This is a genomic window from Streptomyces albidicamelliae (assembly GCF_025642175.1).
In the GTDB taxonomy this organism is placed as follows: Bacteria; Actinomycetota; Actinomycetes; order Streptomycetales; family Streptomycetaceae; genus Streptomyces; species Streptomyces albidocamelliae.
In genome coordinates this window covers 3,181,439-3,202,675 of sequence record NZ_CP106795.1, presented here as the reverse complement: position 1 = coordinate 3,202,675, position 21,237 = coordinate 3,181,439, and the positions used below count along the sequence as shown (strand labels likewise).

Below are 21,237 nucleotides of genomic sequence, written 5' to 3'. Positions count from 1 at the left end.
TCACTCACCTCCCGGTGCGCGCAGGTCCCGCGCCGGGTCCGCCCGGCGCAGGGCGGTCACCGCCGCCACGGCGAGCGGGGCCGCCGCGACGCCGGCCAGCAGCAGCGCCACCTGTCCGGCGGGGAGCCGCACGAGCACGTCCGGTACGGGCCGGGCGGCCTCGCCGGTCAGGATGATCAACGGCAGTACGGCACGGGCCAGTACGGTGCCCAGGCCGAGGCCCACCGCGAGCGCCAGGCCCACCAGCACGGCCTGTTCGGCGGCGACCGTGCGGGCCAGCCGGCCGCGTGGCGCCCCGAGGGCCCGCAGCACCGCGAACTCCGGGCGGCGGGCCCGCCGCGCCCCGGCCGCGCCGACCGCGAAGCCGACCGCGGCGAGCGCCGCCGCCACCACGGCCGCGGCCGTGAACGCGGCCGCGGGGCCCGCGCCGAACGGGTCGTCGCGCAATTCGGCGGCGATCTCGTCGCGCACCACCACCTGTCCCGGGCCGACGTCCGGCAGGTTCCGCACGGTGGCGGCGACCCGCGCGGCGTCGCCGGGTGCGGTGGCGAGCCACCACTCGGTGGGCTGCACGCTCTCGCCGTACCGGGCCTGGAGCACCTGGTTCGCGGCCCGCAGGTCGAGCAGGACGGCTCCGCCGTCGCGGGCACCGGTGCCGGCCGGGTCGGCGGTGGCGGGCAGCGCCCGTACCGCGCGGACGATCCGCACCGGCAGCGTACGGTCGCCGACGGTCAGGTCGACCCGCTGGCCGGGGCGGGCGTTCGCCGAGGCCAGGTAGCGGTCGGTGGCGACGGCGCGGACCTCGGCCGGTGCGGGCTGGGTGGCCTGGAGCCGGACGGTCAGCGAGGCGACGGTCCAGATGTCCGCGCCGGGGAGGTAGCCGGTGCTGTACGTGAAGGTCGGCGGCCGGGTGCCGGTGACCCGGGGGCGGGTGGGGCTGGTGGCCGCGCTGGGGACGGCGGCGCCGCCGGCCCGGGCGTCGGTGGTCCACCGCGCGGGGAGCGCGAGCCGGTGCTCCCGGCCGTCGCGGCCGGCCGCGGTCAGCCCGCCGAGGGTGAGCCGGTGCCGCTCGGCACGGTCGGCGGGCTGCGCCAGGTCCAGCCGGAGCCCGGTGAGGGTCAGCGCGCCGGCCGGGGTGCCGAGGTCCAGGGTCAGGGTGTGCTCGCGTCCGTCGGCGGGGAGTTGGCCGAACGGCACCTGGTACGGCACTCCGTACCGGTCCGTCAGGGCCACCGTCACCTCGGTGGCGGTGCCCGGCCCGGTGGAGCTGTGCAGGCGTGCGGTCAGCCGCAGCCGGGTGGTGCCCGCGAGGACCGGGGTCCCGGCGGGGGACCCGTGGGGTGCGAGGCCGGCCAGCACCCGGCGGACCGGCCGGTCCGCCAGGTCGGGGCGCATCAGCACGGCGTCCGCCGCGTGCCGGGTGTCCAGGGCCAGTACGGCCGCCGTGCGGTCGCCGGACAGCGGCTGGGAGACCCGGACGGCCGGGGCGGCCGCGCGGACGTGCGGCAGGCCGGCGTACAGGTCGGTGCGGCCGAGCCCGCCCTCGCCCGCGGAGAACACCCGCACCGGCACACCGGCGCGGAAGTCGGCCTGGTCGTCCTGCGAGCGGTCCCAGGAGGCGGCCTGGCCGACGGCGAGCATGCCGAGGGCGACGGCGAGGACGAGGAGCAGCACCGGGCCCGCGCCGCGTGCGGTGCGCCGGCTGAACCCAGCCGGCCAGCGCGGCCGGCAGCCCGCGCCCGCCGGCCGCCCACCGCTCGGCGAGCCGGGCCACCGGGGGCAGCAGCCGCAGCGTGAGCACGGTTCCGGCGAGGAGCGCGAGTGCGGGCGCGGCCACCAGCAGCGGGTCGATGCCGAGGGTTCCCCGCCGGTCGGCGGCCACGGCGCCCGACCCCTGGCGGCCGAGCTGCCAGTAGGCCACCCCGGCGACCGCGAGCAGTCCGAGGTCGGCGCCCGCGCGCAGCGGGGCGGGGACGGCCCGGGGCACGGACGTGCGTGCCGCCGCGCGGCGGTACTTCCTGACCGGCGACCACGCCCGGGACCGGCCGGGCCGCCCGCGCCGCGCCCGGTCCCGTACCTGCGCCCCGGCTCCGGTGACGGCCGGCACGGTGACCGCGAGCGCACAGCCCAGGGCCACCGCGGCCGCGACCAGCCAGACGGCGGGCCGGCCGGCGGCCGGGAGGTCCAGGCGCAGACCGAGGCGGGCGAGCGGGCCGTGCCCGGCGAGCAGGGCGGTGAGCGGCCCCGCGACCGGCGGGGCGCACACGGCCGCGGGCACCGCGAGGAGCAGGGCCTCGGCGGCGGCGAGGCGGGCGATCCGGGTGCGCGAGGCGCCGCGCGCCCTGAGCAGCCGGGTCTCCTCGGCCCGTTCGGTGCTGAGCAGCCGGGCCACCAGCAGCAGCGCGTACCCGGCGAGCAGGACGAGCAGCAGGGCGACGACGAGCAGTGTGGAACGGGCGACCAGCAGCGAACGGTCCGCCCGGTCCAGGACGTCCGACAGCGCGGTCTGCGAAACGGTCGTACCGCGCAGGACCGTGGGGCGGCGCAGGGCCGCGCTGCCCTCCCGGGCGGCGTCGCGCAGCCTGCCGATCCGGGCGGTCGTCACCGTCGAGAAGTCCGCCGTCGCCAGCCAGGCCGTCGAACCGGCGCTGATCCGGCCCCCGGTGAGCACGGCGGGGTGGGTGAGCAGCGGACCGTAGGTCGTGAAGCCCGCCTTCTTCACCCCGCGGCCGAGCAGGTCGTCCAGCCGCCAGTACGGCGCGGTCACCGAGGCGGGCCGGTACACACCGGTGATCCGCACCCGGACCGCCGGGCCGTCCAGCCGGTCGGCCAGGGTGAGCCGGTCGCCGGGCCGCAGCCGCAGGGTGCGGGCGGCGGCCTCGGGGAGCGCCACTTCGGCCGGGCCGGTGCCGGGCTGCGGCAACCGGCCTTCGGTCAGGCGTAGTTGACGGTGGTCCAGGGCGGCGAAGTAGGTCAGGTCGGGGTCGTCGGACCGGCTCGCGGGCGCCCGGGGCGAGCGGGGGAGCGCGTACGGCCCCGAGCGGCGCAGGGTCCGTACGGTCACCGGCAGACCGTCGAAGGCCCGTGCGGCGCCCTCGCGTAGGGCGGTGCCGGCGGCGGCCCGCTCCTCGCGGGGGACGTCGGCCTTGACGATCAGTGAGGTGTCGGCCGCGTTGCGGGGGTCGGCCAGTACGTGGCGCAGCGACGCGTCGCCGATCGCCCCCGAGTAGGCGGTGAGCGTGGCCAGCACCGTGGTGGTCAGCACCACCGTGAGCAACGCGGCGCCCAGCAGCAGGCGGTGCGCACGCGCGCGTGAGAAGACGAACCCCGTCACCCGGCCCCCGTGTGTCCGGACTTCCGAACCTTCGGGCGATGCTGGCAGAGGTGCCCGGTCCTGGGTAACCGGTCGTCGGCCGGTCTATACCGGATCGTGACCGGTTTCCGGCGACGGGTGACCGGAATCCGGCCTTCAGCGACGACCGGTCGGCGGCCGGTGATCAGCGGGTGTCAAACGCCTGATCACTCCGGGGTGTTGATCATCGACTGGGCCGCGTAGGTCAGGTAGTTCCACAGCGTCCGCTCGTGCTCCTCGGACAGACCGAGTTCGTCGACGGCCACCCGCATGTGCCGCAGCCAGGCGTCGTGCGCCGCCCGGTCCACGACGAACGGGACGTGGCGCATGCGCAGCCGGGGGTGGCCGCGGTTCTCGCTGTACGTGGTGGGGCCGCCCCAGTACTGCATCAGGAACAGGGTGAGCCGCTCCTCGGCCGGACCCAGGTCCTCCTCGGGGTACATCGGCTTGAGGAGCGGGTCCCCGGCGACACCCTCGTAGAAACGGTGGACGAGCCGGCGGAAGGTCTCCTCCCCGCCGACCTGCTCGTAGAAGGTCTGCTCCTGAAGCGTGCCGCGCCGAATCTCATTCACCCCTCCATGGTCTCAGACCCGCGGACCGAGGACTCGGGACTTAGGACCGCGACGGGCGGCGCGACCCTACTGTGGACCCATGGGCGCCTACGACACGGAGATCGACGGCATCGCCGTCGCGGAGCGGGCCGCGCTGGTGCGGGAGATCGACGCCGACGGCGCCTGGGCCGAGGACCCGGTGTGGCGGGAGGCGTTCGCCGAGGTGCCCCGGCACCTGTTCGTGCCCTACTACTACGTGGCGGGCAGGGGCGGCTACGAGCGCCGCTGGGGCGAGAGCCCCGACCCGGCGGCCAGGGAGCGCTGGGTGCGCGGCGCATACGAGGACGTGCCGCTGGCCACCCGGCTGCGCGACGGCGAACTGCTCTCCTCCAGCAGCCAGCCCTCCCTGATGGCGCGGATGCTGGTCGCCCTGCGCGTCGAGGACGGCGACCGGGTCCTGGAGGTGGGCGCGGGCACCGGCTACAACGCGGCGCTGCTCGCCCACCGGCTCGGCGACGACGACCTCGTCACCACCATCGACCTCGAACCGGAGATCACCGAGTCGGCCCGGCAGCACCTGGCCGCCGCCGGCCACCGTCCGCCGGTCGTCACCGGCGACGGAGCGCGCGGGGTGCCCGAGCGCGCTCCCTTCGACCGGATCATCGCCACCTGCGCGCTGCCCACCGTGCCGCGCGCCTGGCTCGCCCAGTGCCGCCCCGGCGCCCGCGTCCTCACCCCGCTGGCCACCGGACTGCTGGCGCTCACCGTGCGGGACGCCGAGCACGCCGAGGGCCGCTTCCTGCCCTCGGCCGCCTTCTTCGTACCGCTGCGCGGCGAGGGCCGGGCGGAGCCGGAGGAGGTGTCCCTGACCGGGCTGCCGGCCCGGGCCCGCGAACAGGAGCCGTTCCGCTTCCTGCTCGCGCTGACCCGGGGCGCCCTCGATCCGCTTCAGGCCCACGCGCTGTGGGAGCGCGAGGGGGAGCCGGACCGCGGACGCTACGGCGTCACCGTCGACGGCGAGCACGCCTGGGCCTGGCTGGACGACCCCGGGGGGCCGCACCGGTGGGCGCTGCCCTGACGGGTGCGCCCCGGGGGACCCGGCCGCCCGGCCGTGCTCAGCCCCGGCGGATCGTGATCGTCGTCCAGGCGCCCACGTGAACCCGGTCGCCGTCCTGCAGCGGGACCGGCACGAACGGCTGGATCGGTTCCTCACCCATGTTCACCGTGGTGCCGTTCGTCGAGTTCTGGTCGACGACCGCCCACGTGCCGTCCGGCTGCTGCACCAGCACCGCGTGCTGGTGCGAGACACCCGGGTCCTCCGGCGGCACCGACAGGTCGACGTCGGGGGTGTCGCCGGTGGAGTGCCGGCGGCGGCCGATGGTGACCTGGTTGCCGGTGAGCGTGCGCTGCTGCTCCGGGGAGTACGCGGGCAGGTTCAGCCCGGCGGCCTCGGGGCCGGAGCGGTGCATCATCGCCATGAAGTACTCGCGGTCCGGGCCGATGGTCGCGGTCCAGGTGGCCCGCTGCTGCGGGAAGCCGGGGCCGGACGGGGCCTGGGTACCGCCGGGCTGCGGGAAGCCGTAGCCGCCGCCCTGACCCGACGGGCCGGACGGACCGGAGGGACCGGCGGACGACGGCGGGGAGAGCACCCAGTCGTCGTCGGCGCCGCCGAAGGGGGCGCCGCCGGGGCGGCCGGTCTCCTGCGGGAACGCGGGCGGGGCGGGCGGCCCGGACTGCTGGTACGCCTGCGGGGCACCGCCGGGAGCGGCGGACGGGGCCGGACGCGAGGGGTCGCCGCCGAAGCCCGAAGGGCCGGGGGCGCCGGGGCCCTGGGGCGGGCCGGACGGCTCACGGCCGAAGGGCGGCGGACCGGAGGGGCCGCCGGGCCCCTGGCCGAAACCGGGACCCTGACCAGGTCCGGGACCCTGCCCCTGACCGGGACCGCCGCCGTAGCCGGACGGACCGCCGGCACCCGGGCCCTGACCGGCACCGCCGTAGCCGGACGGGCCGCCGGGACCCTGGCCGGGGCCGCCAAAGCCCTGCGGCGGGCCCGAGGGGCCCGGCGAGGTCGGCGGGCCGGCCGGGCGGCGCTCGCCGCCGAACGGCGTCGGGCCCGACGGCTCGCTGTTGAAGGACGGGATCGGCTCGGCGGGCCGGTTCATCTGCGAGGGCCGCGAGCCCTGGTACTCGTACGAGTCACCGCCGCCGTACGTCGCGCTCGGCGGCTCGAAGCGGGGCTGCGCCGGGCGCGGGGCGGCCGGCGTGTACGAGGTGGCCGTGTTGGTCAGGAAGTTCCACCGGCACTCCTCGCAGAACGGCGCACCGCCCTCCCGGGGCGTACGGCACTGCGGGCACAGCTCCGGCTCGGGCGCGCCCGGCTGCGGGCGGCCGCCCTGCGGCGGAGGGAAGCCGTAACCGCCGGCGGGCGGGGGCGGCGGTGGGGGCGGAGGTACGGCACCGGCCATGCGGTGACCGCAGACCTCGCACCAGTCGTCGGAACCCGACTGGTGTCCGTTCGGGCAGGTCGGCATGTCGGTGCTTCCCCTTCTCCTAAGGGTCGGTCTGGATGGCTCGGATCGCTTCCAGCGTCACTTCTTCACACGAACAGTCTTTGTGGACCGGGTCTCCAGAGTCATCTCGTCCGCCTCCGCGACCCTCGTCTTCAACCGCACAGTACCTGTCGCGGCGTCGACCACGTCCACCACCTTCGCAAGCAGTTTCGCAGTATCCGCGTTCCCCGAGACATTGGCGAGCTGAACAGCGCGCCCCAGTTTCGCCGTTGCTCCGTCGAAATCGCCCGCTTTGCGCAGATCGAGCCCCTGTTGGATGGCTTGTGCCAGTTCGGCCTGCCCGGTGTAGTGGGCGACTTGGGGGTTGATCGACGTGGAGGCCGCCATGTCGTCGGTCCACACGGCCCGTACGAGACCCTGGGCGCCGAGGTTCTGCACCGAACCGTCCGGCTGCGGGACGACGAGCGAGACCCGGGCGGCGAGCATCTCCTGGCCGAGACCGGCCGCCGGGACCTCCACGCACAGGTGGTAGTCGCGGGACTCGTCGCCCCAGGACCCGGTCGGATAGTCCCCGGCGCGCGGCCCGGCCTCGGTACGTCTGCCGGTCAAGTCCGCGACGGTGGGCGCGACTTGCTTGACGTACCGGATGGTGGTGCCGACCGGCGTCCACACCCGCAGGGCGACGTCGGCGACCTCCTTTCCCATGGCCGTCTCCATCATCCGCGTGAAGTCGGCGGCCAGCCCCGCCGGATCGGCCACGATGTCGGCGGTGCCGAGCAGCGCCGAGGCGATCCCTGTGACTTCTTTCACTTCCCAGTCGGTGCCCACGCCCCGCGCGTCACAGGTGAACCGGCCCGCGCACGCGTCCAGCGCGGCCCGCAGGTCCTCCGGCGACTCGTGCTCGTTGCGGCCGTCGGTGAGCAGGATGCCGTGCCGGATGGTGACGTCCGCGGAGGACAGCAGCCGGTCGGCGAGCCGCAGCCAGGTCCCGATGGCCGTACCGCCGCCCGCGCTGAGCCGCCGCAGGGCCCGCTTGGCCTGCTCACGGGTCGCGGCGTCGGCGACCGCGAGCCGCCCGCCGCCCGGATAGACCTCCTGCGCCACGTGCGTGCCGCCGATCACCGCGAAGTGGGTGCCGTCGCGCAGGGTGTCCACCGCGGCGGCCGTGGCGTCCCGGGCGTTGCGCATCTTCGTCGGCGGGTAGTCCATGGAGCCGGAGCAGTCGACCATGATCGCCACCGCGGCGGAGGGACGCCCGCCCGCCGGGTACACCGGCGCGGCGATCGCGCTGCCGACGGTGCCGCCGCCCGTCGCCGTCACGGTGACGATGGCGTTGACCTCGCGGCCGCCCTCCGGCAGGTACTCGTTCTGGTAGACGTCCATCGAGAACTGCGGCACGTTCGACTTGGCGAAAATGGCCATGCTTGTTCGACTCCCCCTAGACAGCACCCCGCTGACGCGAGGCGGTGGTGTGGACGGACCGGTCCCCTCCGGCCCGCCGCCGCTTCCCCGTCCCCCACGGCGTCGTGCACGCCGTTTTGTACGGCCTCAGGCCGATACTGCCCCCTGCGGAGGCGCCGGGAACGGCAGGACCGCCACTGTTACGTTGTCGTGGCCCCCGCCGTCCAGGGCGTGCCCCACGAGCACCCGGGCGCTGTGCAGCGGTCGGACCGCCGCGTCCGGGGGCACGATCTCGGACATCTCCTCCGCCGTCTCGGCGTAGTTCCACAGGCCGTCGGTGCACACCACCAGGACACCGGGGCGGTCCGGTTTGAAGGAGGCGGTGTGCGGCTCCAGTTCGTAGGCGTCCGCGCCGAGCCAGCCGGTGATGGCGTGCGCGCGCTCGTCGGCGTACGCCTCGGCCTCGCTCATCAGGCCGGCGGCGACCATCTGCGCGGCCCAGGAGTCGTCCTCGGTCAGCCGGGCCGGGGGCGCGCCCGCGTCACGGGGCACCCAGTAGACGCGGCTGTCGCCGACCCAGCCGACGACCAGCAGCCCGGAGGTGACGACCGCGCCGACGATCGTGCAGGCCGGGGCGTTCTGGTGCGGGGAGTGCTCGCGGGCCGTGGCCGGCTCCTCGGCGAGCGCGTTGACGGCCTGCGCCGCGGCGACGATCGCCTCGTGCATGGCCGCCTGCGGATGGGTGCCCCGCGGCAGGGCGGCCAGCAGGATGTCCCCGGCCACCCGGGAGGCGGCCATCGAGGCGTCGTCGGGCCGGGTCGCCGAGGAGACCCCGTCGCAGACGACGGCCAGCGCCGCGGGCGTGCCGTCGGGCAGCGTGGTGTGACCCACGGCGAAGGAGTCCTCGTTGCGGTGGTGGCGCAGCCCGCGGTCGCTGACGGCGGCGACCGGACCCGACTCCCGCTCCATGTGGTCGCGTTCACGGGGCTGGGCGTGCCCGCAGTTCTCGCAGTAGCCGTCACTGTCCACCCGGCCCGCCCGGCAGGCCACACACACCTGCGCCGGCTCGGCGGCGGGTACGGCGGCCCCGGCGACGTCGGCGGACGCCCGCGGGTCGGGTGCCTGCAGCGGGTACTCGTCGGGCTCGGCCGGCCGGTCGAAACGGACCCCGGGCGCGGCCGGTTCCCCGTCGGCGGGCAGGGGCTTGCCGCCCGAGTCGGTGCCCGCCAGGTCGGTCGCGAGATGCGCCGCGGGCAGGGTGCCGCCGGAGGCGGCCGGCTCAGGGGCCGGCCAGTCCACGCCGTCCCCCGACGCGGCGGACCCGGTCATGGTGAGCGTCGGATGGTCCTGCGGCGCGGCGGGCACCACCGATAGGTCGTGACCGCACGCTCCGCAGAAGAGGTCACCCGTCTCGACGGGTTCCGCGCAGCTCGGGCACTTCGGCAGTGCGGCCTGCTGGGGCATCTGCGACATCAACTACACCCACGTCCGGGGGCGGTAACGGTTGGCCCGTTCCACCAGTTCGATCCTCTCGTCGCCGCCGGGCGCCAGCCGGGCCAGCGTGCGGTAGGCGCGCTCCAGGCCGAAGCGGAGACCCCGCTCGTCCAGGCCGCTGCCCAGCAGCACCCGTCCGCCGGCGGCCGGCGGGGCGGTGCCCTGGCCTCCGGAGAGTATCCAGTCCAGCGCGCAGCCGAGCACCTCCACCGACAACTGCTCGCGGCGCGCCGGGTCGAGACCGTACGCCTGGAGCGCCTCGACCTGTCCGGCGGCGGCGGTCAGGTCGTCCAGGAACGGTACGTCACCGGCGCTCGCCGTGCGCTGTCTGAGCCGCGCCCGGACGGCGGCGACCCGGGCGGCCGTGTAGTGGATGGAGGACTCCGGCACCGACTCCAGCGTCGTCACGGCGCTGCGCCGGTCCCCGGCCGCGAGCTGCACCCGGGCCAGGCCGAAGGCCGTGCTCACGAAGCTCGGATCGGTCGCCCACACCAGGTGGTAGTACTCGGCGGCGTTGTCCAGCTGGCCCAGCACCTCCGCGCACAGGCCGAGCGCCAGCTTGGGCGCGGCCTCGCCGGGGAAGGCGTCGTAGATCGCGTCGAAGGCGAGCGCGGCGCCCTCGTGGTCACCGGTGACCAGGGCGGTCACGCCCCGGTACCACACCACCCGCCAGTCGTCGGGCCGTTCCTCGTCCAGCTCGGCGAGGGCCGTCGCGGCGGCCTCCCGGTCGCCGCTCTCCAGCCGGGCGCGGATCTGCCGCAGCCGGGTCTCCACGGTCCGGGCGGGCGCCGCGTCCAGCGCGCTGATCAGCTCGGCCGGGGCGGAGGCCATCAGGCCCGCGAGGAAACCGGCGTCGGGATCGTTCGGGTCGACCAGCGGGACCGGCAGGGCGAGCGCGGCGGCCGCCACGTCGACGGGCCGGACCAGGGACGGCGGGGGCAGGGCGGGCGCGGACCCCGCGATGCCTCCCGGCCGGCTCCCCAGCCGGGACACGCCCCCCGTCAGACGCGGGAACAACTCCGTGTCGGTGACCCGCACTTCGGGTCCGAACAGCGTCGACAGCGCGGGCCGCGCCTGCCCGGTCTGCAGCGAGACGACCTCGCGCAGGACGCCGGTCAGCTGCTCGGACATCTCCTGCGCGGAGGCGAACCGGCGGGCCGGGTCCGGATCGGTGGCCCGGACCAGCAGCCGGTAGAAGGACTCGTACCGGCGGAAGACCTCGATGGTGTCCGGGTCGGGCAGGGAGTCCACGAAGACGTTCGTGTAGCCCTGGAAGTCGAACGTCAGCACCGCGAGCGTACGGCCCACCGTGTACAGGTCGCTCGCCACGGACGGGCCGGCCTCCGCGACCTCCGGCGCCTGGTAGCCGACCGTGCCGTAGATCGCCGACTCGTCGTCGTCCATGCGGCGCACGGCGCCCATGTCGATCAGCTTGAGCTGGTCCTCGGTCTGGATGGCGTTGTCGACCTTGAAGTCGCAGTACAGCAGGTTGCGGCTGTGCAGATGACCGAGCGCCTCCAGCGCCTCGATGCCGTACGCGCAGGCCTGCTCCACCGGCAGCGGGTCGCGCCTGCCGTCCGGCGTGCGGCGGGCGTTCGCGATCTCCTTCAGCGACTTGCCGCCGACGTACTCCATGACGATGTAGCCGTCGAGGGAGCCGGTGCGCTGGTCGAGGTGCTCGACGAAGTTGTAGATCCGCACGATGTTGGCGTGCTCGATCTCCGCGAGGAAGCGCCGCTCGGAGATCGCGGCGGCCATCGCGTCCTGGTCGCCGGTGTCCAGCAGGCCCTTCAGCACCACCCACCGGTCGGACACCGCCCGGTCCACCGCCAGGTAGACCCAGCCGAGCCCGCCGTGCGCGAGACAGCCCGCCACCTCGTACTGGCCGTGCACGATGTCCCCGGCCTTCAGCTTGGGCACGAAGGAGTACGGGTGCCCGCACTTGGTGCAGAAGCCCTCCGTGCGCCCCGGCCGCTCGCCCCGGGCCCGGCCGACCGGCGCACCGCAGTCCGACCGCGAGCAGAACCGCTTCCGCTCCGGCACCTCCGGGTTCGCCTGCACCATCGCGCGCGGGTCGGGCCGCGGCACCTGCGGCACGCTCACCAGACCGGCGCCCAGCCGGCCGCGCGTCGACGTACCGGACGCGGAGCCGGAGCTGCGCACCGACACCGAGCGGCCGGTCGACTTCCCCGACAGGGACCGGGAGAGCCGCCCGGACACCGAGCGGCGCGACTTGGACGACTGCGAGGAGGTCCGCGCGCTGCGCGAACTGCCGCTGTCCGCCGCGCCCCTGGTGACGCCGGTGGGCGGCGAGCCGACCATGCCGTTGGCGGCGACCACGGGCGCGAGGCCGCAGGTGTCGCAGTACAGCTCGCCGCCGCCGACGTCCTCGTACGTCCCCTCGCAGCCCGGCCGCTGGCACGTCTGCCCCGGCTGACTCATGACTGGTCCCCCTTACGGTCCTCCGGCGCGCCCGGGCCGCCGAGCAGCTCGGTCGCCAGCTGCTGGTAGCGCAGCACGGCCTGTTCGGCCACCCGCAGATCGCAGGGCGCGCTCCACAGCATCCGCCGGGCCGCGTCGTACCGCTCGATCAGGAACGGGTCCTCGGCGAGCCCGTGCCGGGCGACCTTCGCCCGGTAGGCGTCGAGCCGGCCGCGCAGCTCGGCGCGGACCGCGAGCGGCGCGGTGACCGCGGTCAGCGACTCGCGGGCGCGCAGCAGTTCGTCCTCCGCCTTCCGCTCCAGGGACTCCAGCAGCGGGGACAGCCGGTGCCACTGCGCCTGCCTGCGGTACTCGGCGGCCGTCGCCAGCTGCTCCTGCAGCACGGTCGGCGGGCCGCTGACCACCGGCACCTCGGTGGCGGCGATCTTCGCCAGCACCTCGCCGCGCGCCGTGCGGGCCTCGGCGAGGGTGCGGTCGGCGCGCGAGAGCACGTCCCGCAGCCGGATCAGCCGCGCCTCGGCGTCCTGCCGGACGGTGAGCACGGCGTCGATCTCCCGCCGCACGTCCTCCAGGGCGCGCGCCTCCCGGTCGTACACCGTGGTGTCCGGGCGGCCCCCGCCGGGAGCCGAACTGCCCTCGGCGGGCACCCAGAACCCGAGCGGGTCGGAGACGACGTCCTCGCGCAGCCTGGTCAGCGTGCGGGTGATCCGCTCCAGGTCGTCACCGGAGGGGTGCTCGCCCGGGCGGACGCCGACGGAGTGCGCGAGCCTGCGGGTGCGCTGGAGCTCCGCGGCGAGTAAATCGATCCGGGCGGGCAGCGCCGACCAGACGGCGTCCGCGGCGACGACCATGTCCAGGCTCGTCGCGTACAGCTCGTTCATCCGGTCCACCAGGGAGGACAGCGTGAACGTCTCGCTCAGCGTGCCGTTCCCGGCGACGGTGACGGACTCGCCGCGCAGCCGCTCGGTCAGCTCCACCAGGTCCTCGCGGCTGGACCAGCGGCGCCGGGCGCGGATCTCGCGGGCGGCGCGCAGCGCGTCCGCGTAGGCGTCGAAGTACCCCCACAGCAGGGTGATCCGGGCCTCGGCGGCCTGCCAGCGCTCCTTGGTGAGACCGGTCAGTTCGGCACCCTCGAGGAGTCTGCGGCCCGCATGGTCCTGCAGCGCCAGCAGCGAGGTCTCGATCGCCTCGTGCTCCTGGCCGAGCCGCGCCAGCGCACGGTCCACCTCGTCCCGGTCCATCACCGGCCCGGCGGGGTCCGTGACGCCCATCGATCACCTCTCGCTTGCTGTCTGGTCGGCCTGTCGTGCACCACGGGGTTCAGCTCGTACGCAGGTACTGCGGCGCGGGCGGCTCGGAGGCCGCCGAGTCCTTCCCCAGTGTCGCCGACAGCCACTTGTCGTACGAGGCCTGCCAGCCGTGCTCGTGGTAGTCCACCAGGATGCGGTTGACCCGGCGTACCAGATCGGTGGCGTCCTTCTTCATCGCCACGCCGTAGTACTCGGTCGTGAACGCCTCGCCCTTGAGTTCGACGGTCGGGTCCTGGGCGGCCTGGCTCGCGGCGAGCGCGCCGTCGGTCACCACGGCGTCCACCTCGCCGAGTTGCAGCCGCACCAGGCAGTCGAGCTGGTTCGGCACGGTGGTGGAGATGTCGGTGGAGGCGGGCAGCTCGCCGGCCTTCCGGTCCGCGTCCAGCTTGGTGTACGCGGTCGAACCGGCCGCCGTGCACACCTTCTTGTGCGCGAGGGAGCCGCCGTAGCCCTTGATCGGCGAGGACTTGGGCGCGAGGACCTGCTGACCCGTCTTGAAGTAGGGCGCCGAGAACGCCACCTGGGACAGGCGGTCGCAGGTGATGGTCATGGTCCGCACGACCATGTCCACCCGGCCGTCCTGGATCGCCGGTATGCGCTGGCTGGTCGGTATCGCCTTGAACTGCACCGCGTCCGGGTCACCGAGGATGTCCTGCGCGATCCGGCGCACCAGGTCGATGTCGAAGCCCTCCAGTTCCGCGCCCTCGGTGTTCGGGTTGCGGTAGCCCCAGTGGTAGCTGTTCTGGTCGACGCCGACGACCAGCTTGCGCTTGGCGCCCGTACGGGCCTTGATGGCGTCGATCGTCGGACCGTCCGCGCCGGACGGCGACAGCGTCCGCTTCTGCGCCTCGGCGTCCTTGCAGCCGTCCGCGCGGACCTGGCTGCCGGTGACCACCCGCTGCCCCACCCGGCCGTCCCCGGCGGGCGCCTGGGTGCGGGGCAGCAGCAGGACGAACGCCAGCGCCAGCGCGCACAGCACCGCCATCGCGCCGACCCCGCCCCAGCCCCGCAGGGAGGCCCGTGCACGTGCCGCGTACATCGCTGCGCCCCCTGTCACCGGTACTCCGAAAGCCTGCGCCCGATGCCGGCCACGGCACCGGCCGCGCCCAGCACCGCGAGGACCGCCGCGCCCACGGGGAGCCCGGTCATGGCGTCCCGTCCGTCACCGGCGGACCGCTGGAACTCGGCCTGCTCGTGGTCGATGGCCCGGGCGAGGTTGGCGTCGACGCTGTCGAAGCACTCACCGGTCGCCCCCTTCGCGCCGATCACCTTGTCCAGCGCCTGCTGGAAGTTGCCGTTCTCGTCCTCGGCGCGGGCCGAGGCGTGGCGCTGCTTCCACACCGCCATGTTTCCCTCGGCCGCCTTGACCGGCGTGCTGCCCGCCCGGTCGTCGGCGAGCGTCGCCGCCCGGCTCAGTCCCTTGCCAAGCACGGCCATGTCCTTGTCGAAGTCGTAGTAGTACGCGTCGTACGGCTTCCCGCCGACCGTGATGGTCTCGGCCCCGCGCGCCACCAGGCTCAGGTTCTCGTTGCCGCGCGCCTTCAGCGAGGCGATCCGGGCGTCGTGCAGCACGCTCAGCGAGCGGATGCCGTGGTCGTAGGAGCCGTCCAGGCCGGAGCGGGCGATCGTGTGCCCGACGACCAGCCACAGCAGCACCACCGCGGTGGCGGCGCTGCCGGCCACCAGACCGTGGTTGAGGACGCGGTTGGTGCGCCGGTAGGTGCGGTGCTGCGCCCAGCCGAGCGCGGCCAGCGCGAGCAGACCGAGGGCGATGGCGGCCCACGGGTACGGTGTCGCGTCCGCGTAGTCGGCGTCGAGCCGCTGGTTCTCCTTGGTGTAGAGGTCCTCCGCCGCGGGGAGCATCCGCGTCTGCATCTTCTCGTTGGCGTACCGCAGATAGGCGCCGCCGACCGGATAGCCCTGCCGGTTGTAGGTACGGGCCCGCTCGATGAGGCCCTTGTACTCGGGCAGCAGCCGGTTCAGCTTGGCGATGGTGGCCTCGGAGGCCGAGCCGGGCTCGGCGTTGGCGGCGGCGGTCACGAGGCCCGAGGCGGCGGTGCGGATGTCCTTCTCGTACCGGTCGCGGGAGGCGGTGCTCTCCTGGCCGCCCGCGAGGAACCCGCTGGACGCCGTCGTGTTGGCGTCCGCGAGCGACCGGTAGATCGCGGCCGCGCCGGAGCTGAGCGGCTGGCTGCTGTGCAGCACGTCGTCGGCGGCGGCCGCCCGCTCGCTGCTCTGCCAGGCGGTGACCGCGCCGAACGCGACGACGAGCAGGGCGAGTACGGCGCCGATGATCCGCAGCCGCCCGGGCTCGGTCGTCGCGGCGGCCCGGACGCGGTCGACGCCCTCGGCGAAGGCGGTACGGCGGCCGGGCGGCGTGGGGGAGACGGGTGCGGGCACGGGGGCCGGCCGGCCGGGCTGGGTGGGGATGCCGGGGGTCGCGGGCATGCCGGGCCCCGCCGCTGGCGGGCTCGCGCTCTTCGGCGGGTGTGTCACTCGACCTCCCCCATGGTCATCCGTACGCCGCCAAGTATCGCCGCACGGACCGACATTCCGCACCGGCCTTCACTGGATCTTGATCGGATCGCAGCGTGCGCCGCTCATGTACACGCCGGGAGCGTGTGTTCGGTTCCGGGCGGCGCGGCCCGTGTGATCAGGGACGTCCCGTCTCCCAGTGGCCCCGGGCGCGCTCCTGCGCCCCCGTGCCCGCCCCCAGCCGGTCCAGGCCCAGCAGCACCGCGCCGAGGACCGGGCTCGCCGTCACCACGCGGACGTCGGCCTTCGGGGCGCGGGCGGCCAGCAGCTCGCGGACGGTGTCGTCCAGCTGGGCGTGGCCCGCGGTCAGGACGCCCCCGCCGAGCAGGACCGGTGTCTCCTCCTCCAGGAGGTCCAGGCGGGTCAGCGCGACGGTGGCCATCACCGTCACCTCCTCCGCGAGCCGGGTGACGATGGCGCGGGCCCGCCCGTCGCCCCCGGCGGCCGTCGCGAAGAGCACCGGGGCCAGCTCGTGCCGCCGGTCGTGCCCGATGTGCTCCAGGTGGAGCGCCTCGATGAGGGCGTACATGGAGGGCAGGCCGAAGTGCGCGGGGAGCGTGCGGGACAGGGCCGTCGGCCCGCCCCGGCCGTCCTCCGCGCGCGCCGCGTGCCACAGCGCCTCCTCGGCCAGCCCCCAGCCGCCGCCCCAGTCCCCGGAGATCCGGCCGATCGCCGGGAAGCGGGCCGTGCGGCCGTCGGGGCGCATGCCGACGCAGTTGATGCCGGCGCCGCAGACCACCGCGACTCCGCGGGGCTCGGACACACCGGCCCGCAGGATCGCGAAGGTGTCGTTGCGGACCTCCACCGCCGGCCCCCATCCGCGTGCCCGGAGGGCGGTTGCCAGCTGCTCCTCCTCGACCGGCAGGTCGGCGTTGGCCAGGCAGGCGGAGACGTGGTCGACGGATGTCACGCCCGCGTCGGCGAACGCCCGGGCCACCGGTTCGGCCAGCGCGTCCAGCGCGGCCGCCACACCGACCACGGGCGGCCGGAAGCCGCCGCCGCGTGCCGTGGCCAGCACCTCTCCGGCGGCGGTGACCACGGCCACGTCGGTCTTGCTGTTGCCCGCGTCGACGGCGAGGACGCGCGCGGTCTCAGGTGCGGTCAGGCCCACGCCAGGTGCTCCCGGTTGTGTGCGATCAGCTGGTCGGTGAGGGTCTCGGCGTACGCGTACTGGCCGATCAGCGGATGGGCGAGGAGGGCGCGGAAGACCCGGTCCCGGCCGCCGCGCAGCGCGGCCTCCAGGGCGAGGTCCTCGTAGGCGGTCACGTTCGCGACGAGGCCCGAGAACAGCGGGTCGAGGCCGGGCACCGGCAGCGGCGCGGGGCCCGACGGGCCGACCGCGGCCTGCACCTCGATCACCGCGTCGTCGGGCAGGAACGGCAGCGTGCCCCGGTTCAGGGTGTTGACCACCTGGTACGGGCTGCCGCCGCCGCCCAGCAGCGCCGCCGCGAGGTCCACGGCCGCCTCCGAGTAGTAGGCGCCTCCTCGCTTCGCCAGCAGGGCCGGCTTCTCGTCCAGCGCCGGATCGCCGTACATGCGCAGCAACTCCTGCTCCATGGCCGCGACTTCCGCCGCGCGGGACGGCTTGGTGCGCAGCTCGCGCACGACCTCGTCGTGGGCGTAGAAGTACCGCAGGTAGTAGGAGGGGACCACGCCCAGGCGGTCCAGGAGCGGGCGCGGCAGGCGGACGTCGTCGGCGATCGCGTCACCGTGCTCGCCGAGCAGCTTGGGCAGGACGTTCTCGCCCTCCGGGCCGCCCAGCCGGACGTCCGTCTCCCAGGTGAGGTGGTTCAGGCCGACGTGGCCGAGGTGGACGTCCGCGGGGCTCACGCCGAGCAGGCCGGCGAACTTGCGCTGGAAGCCGATCGCCACGTTGCACAGGCCGACCGCGCGGTGCCCGGCCTGGAGCAGGGCGCGGGTGACGATGCCGACGGGGTTGGTGAAGTCGACGATCCAGGCGCGAGGGTTGGCGCGGCGGACGCGTTCGGCGATGTCCAGGACCACCGGCACGGTGCGCAGCGCCTTGGCGAGGCCGCCCGCGCCGGTGGTCTCCTGGCCGATGCAGCCGCACTCCAGCGGCCAGGTCTCGTCCTGCTGCCGGGCCGCCTGCCCGCCGACCCGCAGCTGGAGCAGGACGGCGTCGGCGCCGTCCACGCCCGCGTCCAGGTCGGAGGTGGTCACGATCCGCCCGGCGTGGCCCTGCCGGGCGAAGATGCGGCGGGCCAGGCCGCCGACGAGTTCCAGGCGGTCCGCCGCCGGGTCCACGAGGACCAGTTCCTCGATGGGCAGGGTGTCCCTGAGGCGGGCGAAGCCGTCGATGAGTTCGGGGGTGTAGGTCGAGCCGCCGCCGACCACGGTGAGTTTCATACGTGGATCAACCCTTTACTCCGGTGAGGGTGACGCCCTCGACGAACGCCTTCTGGGCGAAGAAGAACACGAGGATCACGGGGGCCATGACCAGTACCGTCGCCGCCATGGTGAGGTTCCAGTCGGTGTGGTGGGCGCCCTTGAAGGACTCCAGGCCGTAACTCAGCGTCCAGGCACCGGGGTTCTCCGAGGCGTAGATCTGCGGGCCGAAGTAGTCGTTCCAGGCGTAGAAGAACTGGAAGAGGGCCACCGCGGCGATCCCGGGCCGGGCCATGGGCAGGACGACCTTCAGCAGGGTCCGCAGGTCCCCGCAGCCGTCCACGCGCGCCGCGTCCAGGTACTCGTTCGGGATCGTCATCAGGAACTGGCGCAGCAGGAAGATGGAGAACGCGTCCCCGAACGCCATAGGGACGATCAGCGGCCACAGCGTGCCGGACAGGTCCAGCTGCTTCGCCCAGAACAGGTACATCGGGATGACGACCACCTGCGGGGGCAGCATCATCATCGAGATCACCAGCATGAGGGACAGGTTGCGGCCCCGGAAGCGGAACTTGGCGAGCGCGTACGCCACCGGGATGGAGGACACCACCGTCAGGACGGTGCCGAGGCCCGCGTAGAGCAGGGTGTTGCGCCACCAGGTGAGGAATCCGGGGGTGTCGAGGACCTTCCGGTAGTTGCCCCATTCCCAGGTGTGCGGGATCAGGTCCCGGCTGAGGGCCTGGCTGTCGCTCATCAGCGAGGTCATGAAGACGAACACGAACGGCAGGGTGAAGAACAGCGCGGCGGCGACGCCGAGGGAGTGGACCGCGATCCACTCCAGCAGGGCGCGGCGGCGGGCGGTGCGTTCGGCGCCGTACGGCACCGTGGGCGCCGGCTTGACCGGCTGGTCCAGTACGTGGGTCATGGTCAGTCACCTGCCTGGAGGAGGCCGCCCCGGCGCCGCATCAGCAGCGTGGTGAACGCCATCGACAGGGCGAAGAGCACCAGTGCCACCACGCAGGCGGACCCGTAGTCGAAGCGCTGGAAGCCGAGGTTGTAGACGAGCTGGGGGAGGGTGAGCGTGGACTTGTCCGGGTAGCCGGGCTCGAACTGGGTGCCGGCGCCCTGGATCACGCCCGAGGCGACCTTCCCGGCGACCAGCGGCTGCGTGTAGTACTGCATCGTCTGGATCACGCCGGTGACCACCGCGAACATCACGATGGGGGAGATGTTCGGGAGCGTGACGTACCGGAAGCGCTGCCAGGCCGAGGCGCCGTCCAGCTCCGCGGCCTCGTACTGCTCCTTCGGCACGTCGAGCAGGGCGGCCATGAAGATGACCATCAGGTCGCCCACGCCCCACAGCGCCAGCAGGGTGAGCGCCGGCTTGGACCAGGTGGGGTCGTTGAACCAGCCGGGCGCCGGCACGCCCACCTTCTCCAGCACCGAGTTGACGGGGCCGGTGCCGGGGTTGAGCAGGAAGGCGAAGGCCATGGTGGCCGCGACCGGCGGGGCCAGGTAGGGCAGGTAGAACAGGGTGCGGAAGACACCCGTGCCGGTCCTGATCTTCGTGATGAGCAGGCCGACGCCGAGCCCGAACACCACGCGCAGGCTCACCATGATCACGACCAGCCACAGGGTGTTGCGCAGGGCGGGCCAGAAGAGCGGGTAGTGCTGGAAGACGTAGGCCCAGTTCCTGCCCCCGCTCCAGGTCGGCGGCCGGAAGCCGTCGTAGTGCATGAAGGAGAAGTAGACCGTGGAGATCAGCGGGTAGGCGAAGAAGACCCCGAAGCCGATCAGCCAGGGCGACATGAAGGCGAGTGTCCGCAGCGCCGAGCGCCGGCGCCTCGATACCGGAGTGAGCGTGCTCATGGGCTACTTCGCCTGCGTGATGTCCGTGTCGATCTGCGCGGCCGTCTTCTTCAGACCGGCCTTCAGATCGGTGGCCTTGCCGCTCTCGTAGTCGTAGCCGAACTGCTGGATCGTCACCAGGTAGACACCGCCGTTGATGGAGGCGGGCGTCGTGGTGGAGTCCGGGTTCGCGGCGATGTCCAGGAACGTCTTGAACCGCGGGTCGTACTTCAGCTTCGGCGACTTCAGCGCCGCCAGGGTGGAGGGCACGTTGTGGATGCCGTTGGCGAAGCCGACCACCGCGTCGGTGTCGGTGGTCATGTACTTCACCAGTTCCCAGGCCGCGTTCTGCTTGTGGCTGTTGGCGGCGATGCCGGCGATGGTGCCGGTGATGTAGCCCTTGCCGTACTGCGCGGCCTGGTCGTCGGGCACGGGCAGCGGGGCCACGCCGATCTCGAACTTCGGCTTGGCCTCCTCGGCCATGCCGAGCCGCCACTCGCCGTCGAGCTGCATGGCCACCTGGCCGGTGTGGAAGGGGTGCTTGGGGCCCCACTCGTCGCCGAGGGTGGCCCGGAACTTCTCCAGCTTCTGGAAGCCGCCGAGTTCGTCCACCAGCTTCTTCTGGAGCGTGAAGCCCTTCTCGAACGCCGGGTCCTTCGCCAGGGCCGACTTGCCGTCCTTGCCGAAGTACGTCGGGGAGAACTGCCCGAAGTAGTGCTCGGTCGTCGACTCCCAGCCGTGGTAGTTCGGCATGAAGCCGAGCTGCCGGTAGGAGTCGCCCCGGGCGATGGTCAGCTTCTTGGCGTCGGCCGCGAACTCCGACCAGGTCTTCGGCGGGTTCGCGATGCCCGCCTTCTCGAACGCGGTCTTGTTGTAGTAGAGCCCGTAGGCGTCGCCGAGCAGCGGGACCGTGCAGCGGTTGCCGTCGAACTGGGTGTACTCGTTCATCGGCTTCGGGAACGTCTTCTGCGCGTCGATGCCCGACTTCTCGAAGAAGGGGTTCAGATCGACCAGCGCGCCCGAGGAGCAGAACTTGCCCACGTTGTTCGTGGTGAAGGAGGAGATCACGTCCGGCGCCCGGTCGCCGCCGGAGCGCAGCGCCTGGTTGATCTTGTCGTCGGTCATGTTGCCGACCACGTTCACATGGATGTTGGGGTGCGCCCGCTCGAAGCCGGCGACCAGGGAGTCGACCGCCTTCACCTCGTTCGGCGCGCTCCAGGCGTGCCAGAAGTTGATCGTCGTGTCCTTGGAGGCGTCGTCCGTGGCGCCCGAGCCGGACTGGCCGGTACAGGCGGTGGTCAGCAGAGCAAGCGACGCGGTCAGGGCAAAAGCCGTCTTTCGGGCAAGGGAGGGTAGGGCTTCGGGCATGGCGAGGTCTCCCGGGGCGGTGTGGGTGAGCGGGGAAGGTGCTGCCGAAGTGCTGCGAAGGTGCTGCCGAGGTGGTGCGG

14 protein-coding genes and 1 pseudogene are annotated in these 21,237 nt (G+C 73.9%); 1 reads left to right on the top strand and 14 read right to left on the bottom strand.

The window, feature by feature from the left end:
- Both N8I86_RS14740 and N8I86_RS14735 read right to left on the bottom strand, forming a co-directional pair.
- Positions 1-3,334, bottom strand: a pseudogene (locus N8I86_RS14740) (FtsX-like permease family protein).
- A gap of 185 nt (positions 3,335-3,519) precedes the next feature.
- Complete coding sequence (locus N8I86_RS14735) at positions 3,520-3,924, bottom strand: globin (RefSeq protein WP_073894039.1); 405 nt, start codon at positions 3,922-3,924, stop codon at positions 3,520-3,522.
- A 79-nt stretch (positions 3,925-4,003) separates the two neighbouring features.
- On the opposite strand from N8I86_RS14735, the gene N8I86_RS14730 reads away from it, so the two are divergent.
- Entirely contained in the window at positions 4,004-4,981 is a 978-nt protein-coding gene (locus N8I86_RS14730) for a methyltransferase domain-containing protein (protein WP_263277961.1), read from the top strand.
- Between the two features lie 37 nt (positions 4,982-5,018).
- Here the strand turns inward: N8I86_RS14730 and N8I86_RS14725 are convergent, their stop codons facing one another.
- The 12 genes from N8I86_RS14725 to N8I86_RS14670 form a co-directional block, all read right to left on the bottom strand.
- Complete coding sequence (locus N8I86_RS14725) at positions 5,019-6,434, bottom strand: FHA domain-containing protein (protein ID WP_263277960.1); 1,416 nt, start codon at positions 6,432-6,434, stop codon at positions 5,019-5,021.
- 57 nt (positions 6,435-6,491) lie between these two features.
- Positions 6,492-7,835 (bottom strand): vWA domain-containing protein, encoded by a 1,344-nt coding sequence (locus tag N8I86_RS14720; RefSeq protein ID WP_073894035.1) that lies wholly within the window; start codon positions 7,833-7,835, stop codon positions 6,492-6,494.
- A gap of 126 nt (positions 7,836-7,961) precedes the next feature.
- Positions 7,962-9,287 carry a PP2C family serine/threonine-protein phosphatase gene (locus N8I86_RS14715; protein ID WP_073894190.1) on the bottom strand — a complete coding sequence of 442 codons (1,326 nt, stop codon included), beginning with the start codon at positions 9,285-9,287 and terminating at the stop codon, positions 7,962-7,964.
- Positions 9,288-9,290: 3 nt separating this feature from the next.
- Positions 9,291-11,750, bottom strand: coding sequence for a serine/threonine-protein kinase (locus tag N8I86_RS14710; RefSeq protein ID WP_263277959.1), 2,460 nt, complete (start codon positions 11,748-11,750; stop codon positions 9,291-9,293).
- The gene (locus tag N8I86_RS14705; protein WP_073894032.1) at positions 11,747-13,021 is read right to left on the bottom strand and encodes a coiled-coil domain-containing protein; all 1,275 of its coding nucleotides are present in this window, start codon (positions 13,019-13,021) and stop codon (positions 11,747-11,749) included. Before N8I86_RS14705 ends, N8I86_RS14710 begins: the two co-directional genes overlap by 4 nt.
- Positions 13,022-13,070: 49 nt before the next feature.
- A complete protein-coding gene (locus N8I86_RS14700) occupies positions 13,071-14,099 on the bottom strand; it encodes a glutamate ABC transporter substrate-binding protein (protein ID WP_073894030.1) in 1,029 nt (342 codons plus the stop codon).
- A 14-nt stretch (positions 14,100-14,113) separates the two neighbouring features.
- On the bottom strand, positions 14,114-15,508 hold the full coding sequence (locus N8I86_RS14695) for a hypothetical protein (protein ID WP_263277958.1): 1,395 nt from the start codon (positions 15,506-15,508) through the stop codon (positions 14,114-14,116).
- 205 nt (positions 15,509-15,713) lie between these two features.
- Entirely contained in the window at positions 15,714-16,706 is a 993-nt protein-coding gene (locus tag N8I86_RS14690) for an N-acetylglucosamine kinase (RefSeq protein ID WP_073894029.1), read from the bottom strand.
- Positions 16,697-17,962 carry a 6-phospho-beta-glucosidase gene (locus N8I86_RS14685; RefSeq protein WP_073894027.1) on the bottom strand — a complete coding sequence of 422 codons (1,266 nt, stop codon included), beginning with the start codon at positions 17,960-17,962 and terminating at the stop codon, positions 16,697-16,699. The genes N8I86_RS14690 and N8I86_RS14685 overlap by 10 nt, the downstream gene beginning before the upstream one ends.
- A 7-nt stretch (positions 17,963-17,969) precedes the next feature.
- Positions 17,970-18,866, bottom strand: coding sequence for a carbohydrate ABC transporter permease (locus N8I86_RS14680; protein WP_263277957.1), 897 nt, complete (start codon positions 18,864-18,866; stop codon positions 17,970-17,972).
- A gap of 2 nt (positions 18,867-18,868) precedes the next feature.
- Complete coding sequence (locus tag N8I86_RS14675) at positions 18,869-19,810, bottom strand: carbohydrate ABC transporter permease (protein WP_263277956.1); 942 nt, start codon at positions 19,808-19,810, stop codon at positions 18,869-18,871.
- A 3-nt stretch (positions 19,811-19,813) separates the two neighbouring features.
- Positions 19,814-21,157 carry an ABC transporter substrate-binding protein gene (locus N8I86_RS14670; RefSeq protein WP_263277955.1) on the bottom strand — a complete coding sequence of 448 codons (1,344 nt, stop codon included), beginning with the start codon at positions 21,155-21,157 and terminating at the stop codon, positions 19,814-19,816.
- Between the last annotated feature and the right edge of the window lie 80 nt (positions 21,158-21,237).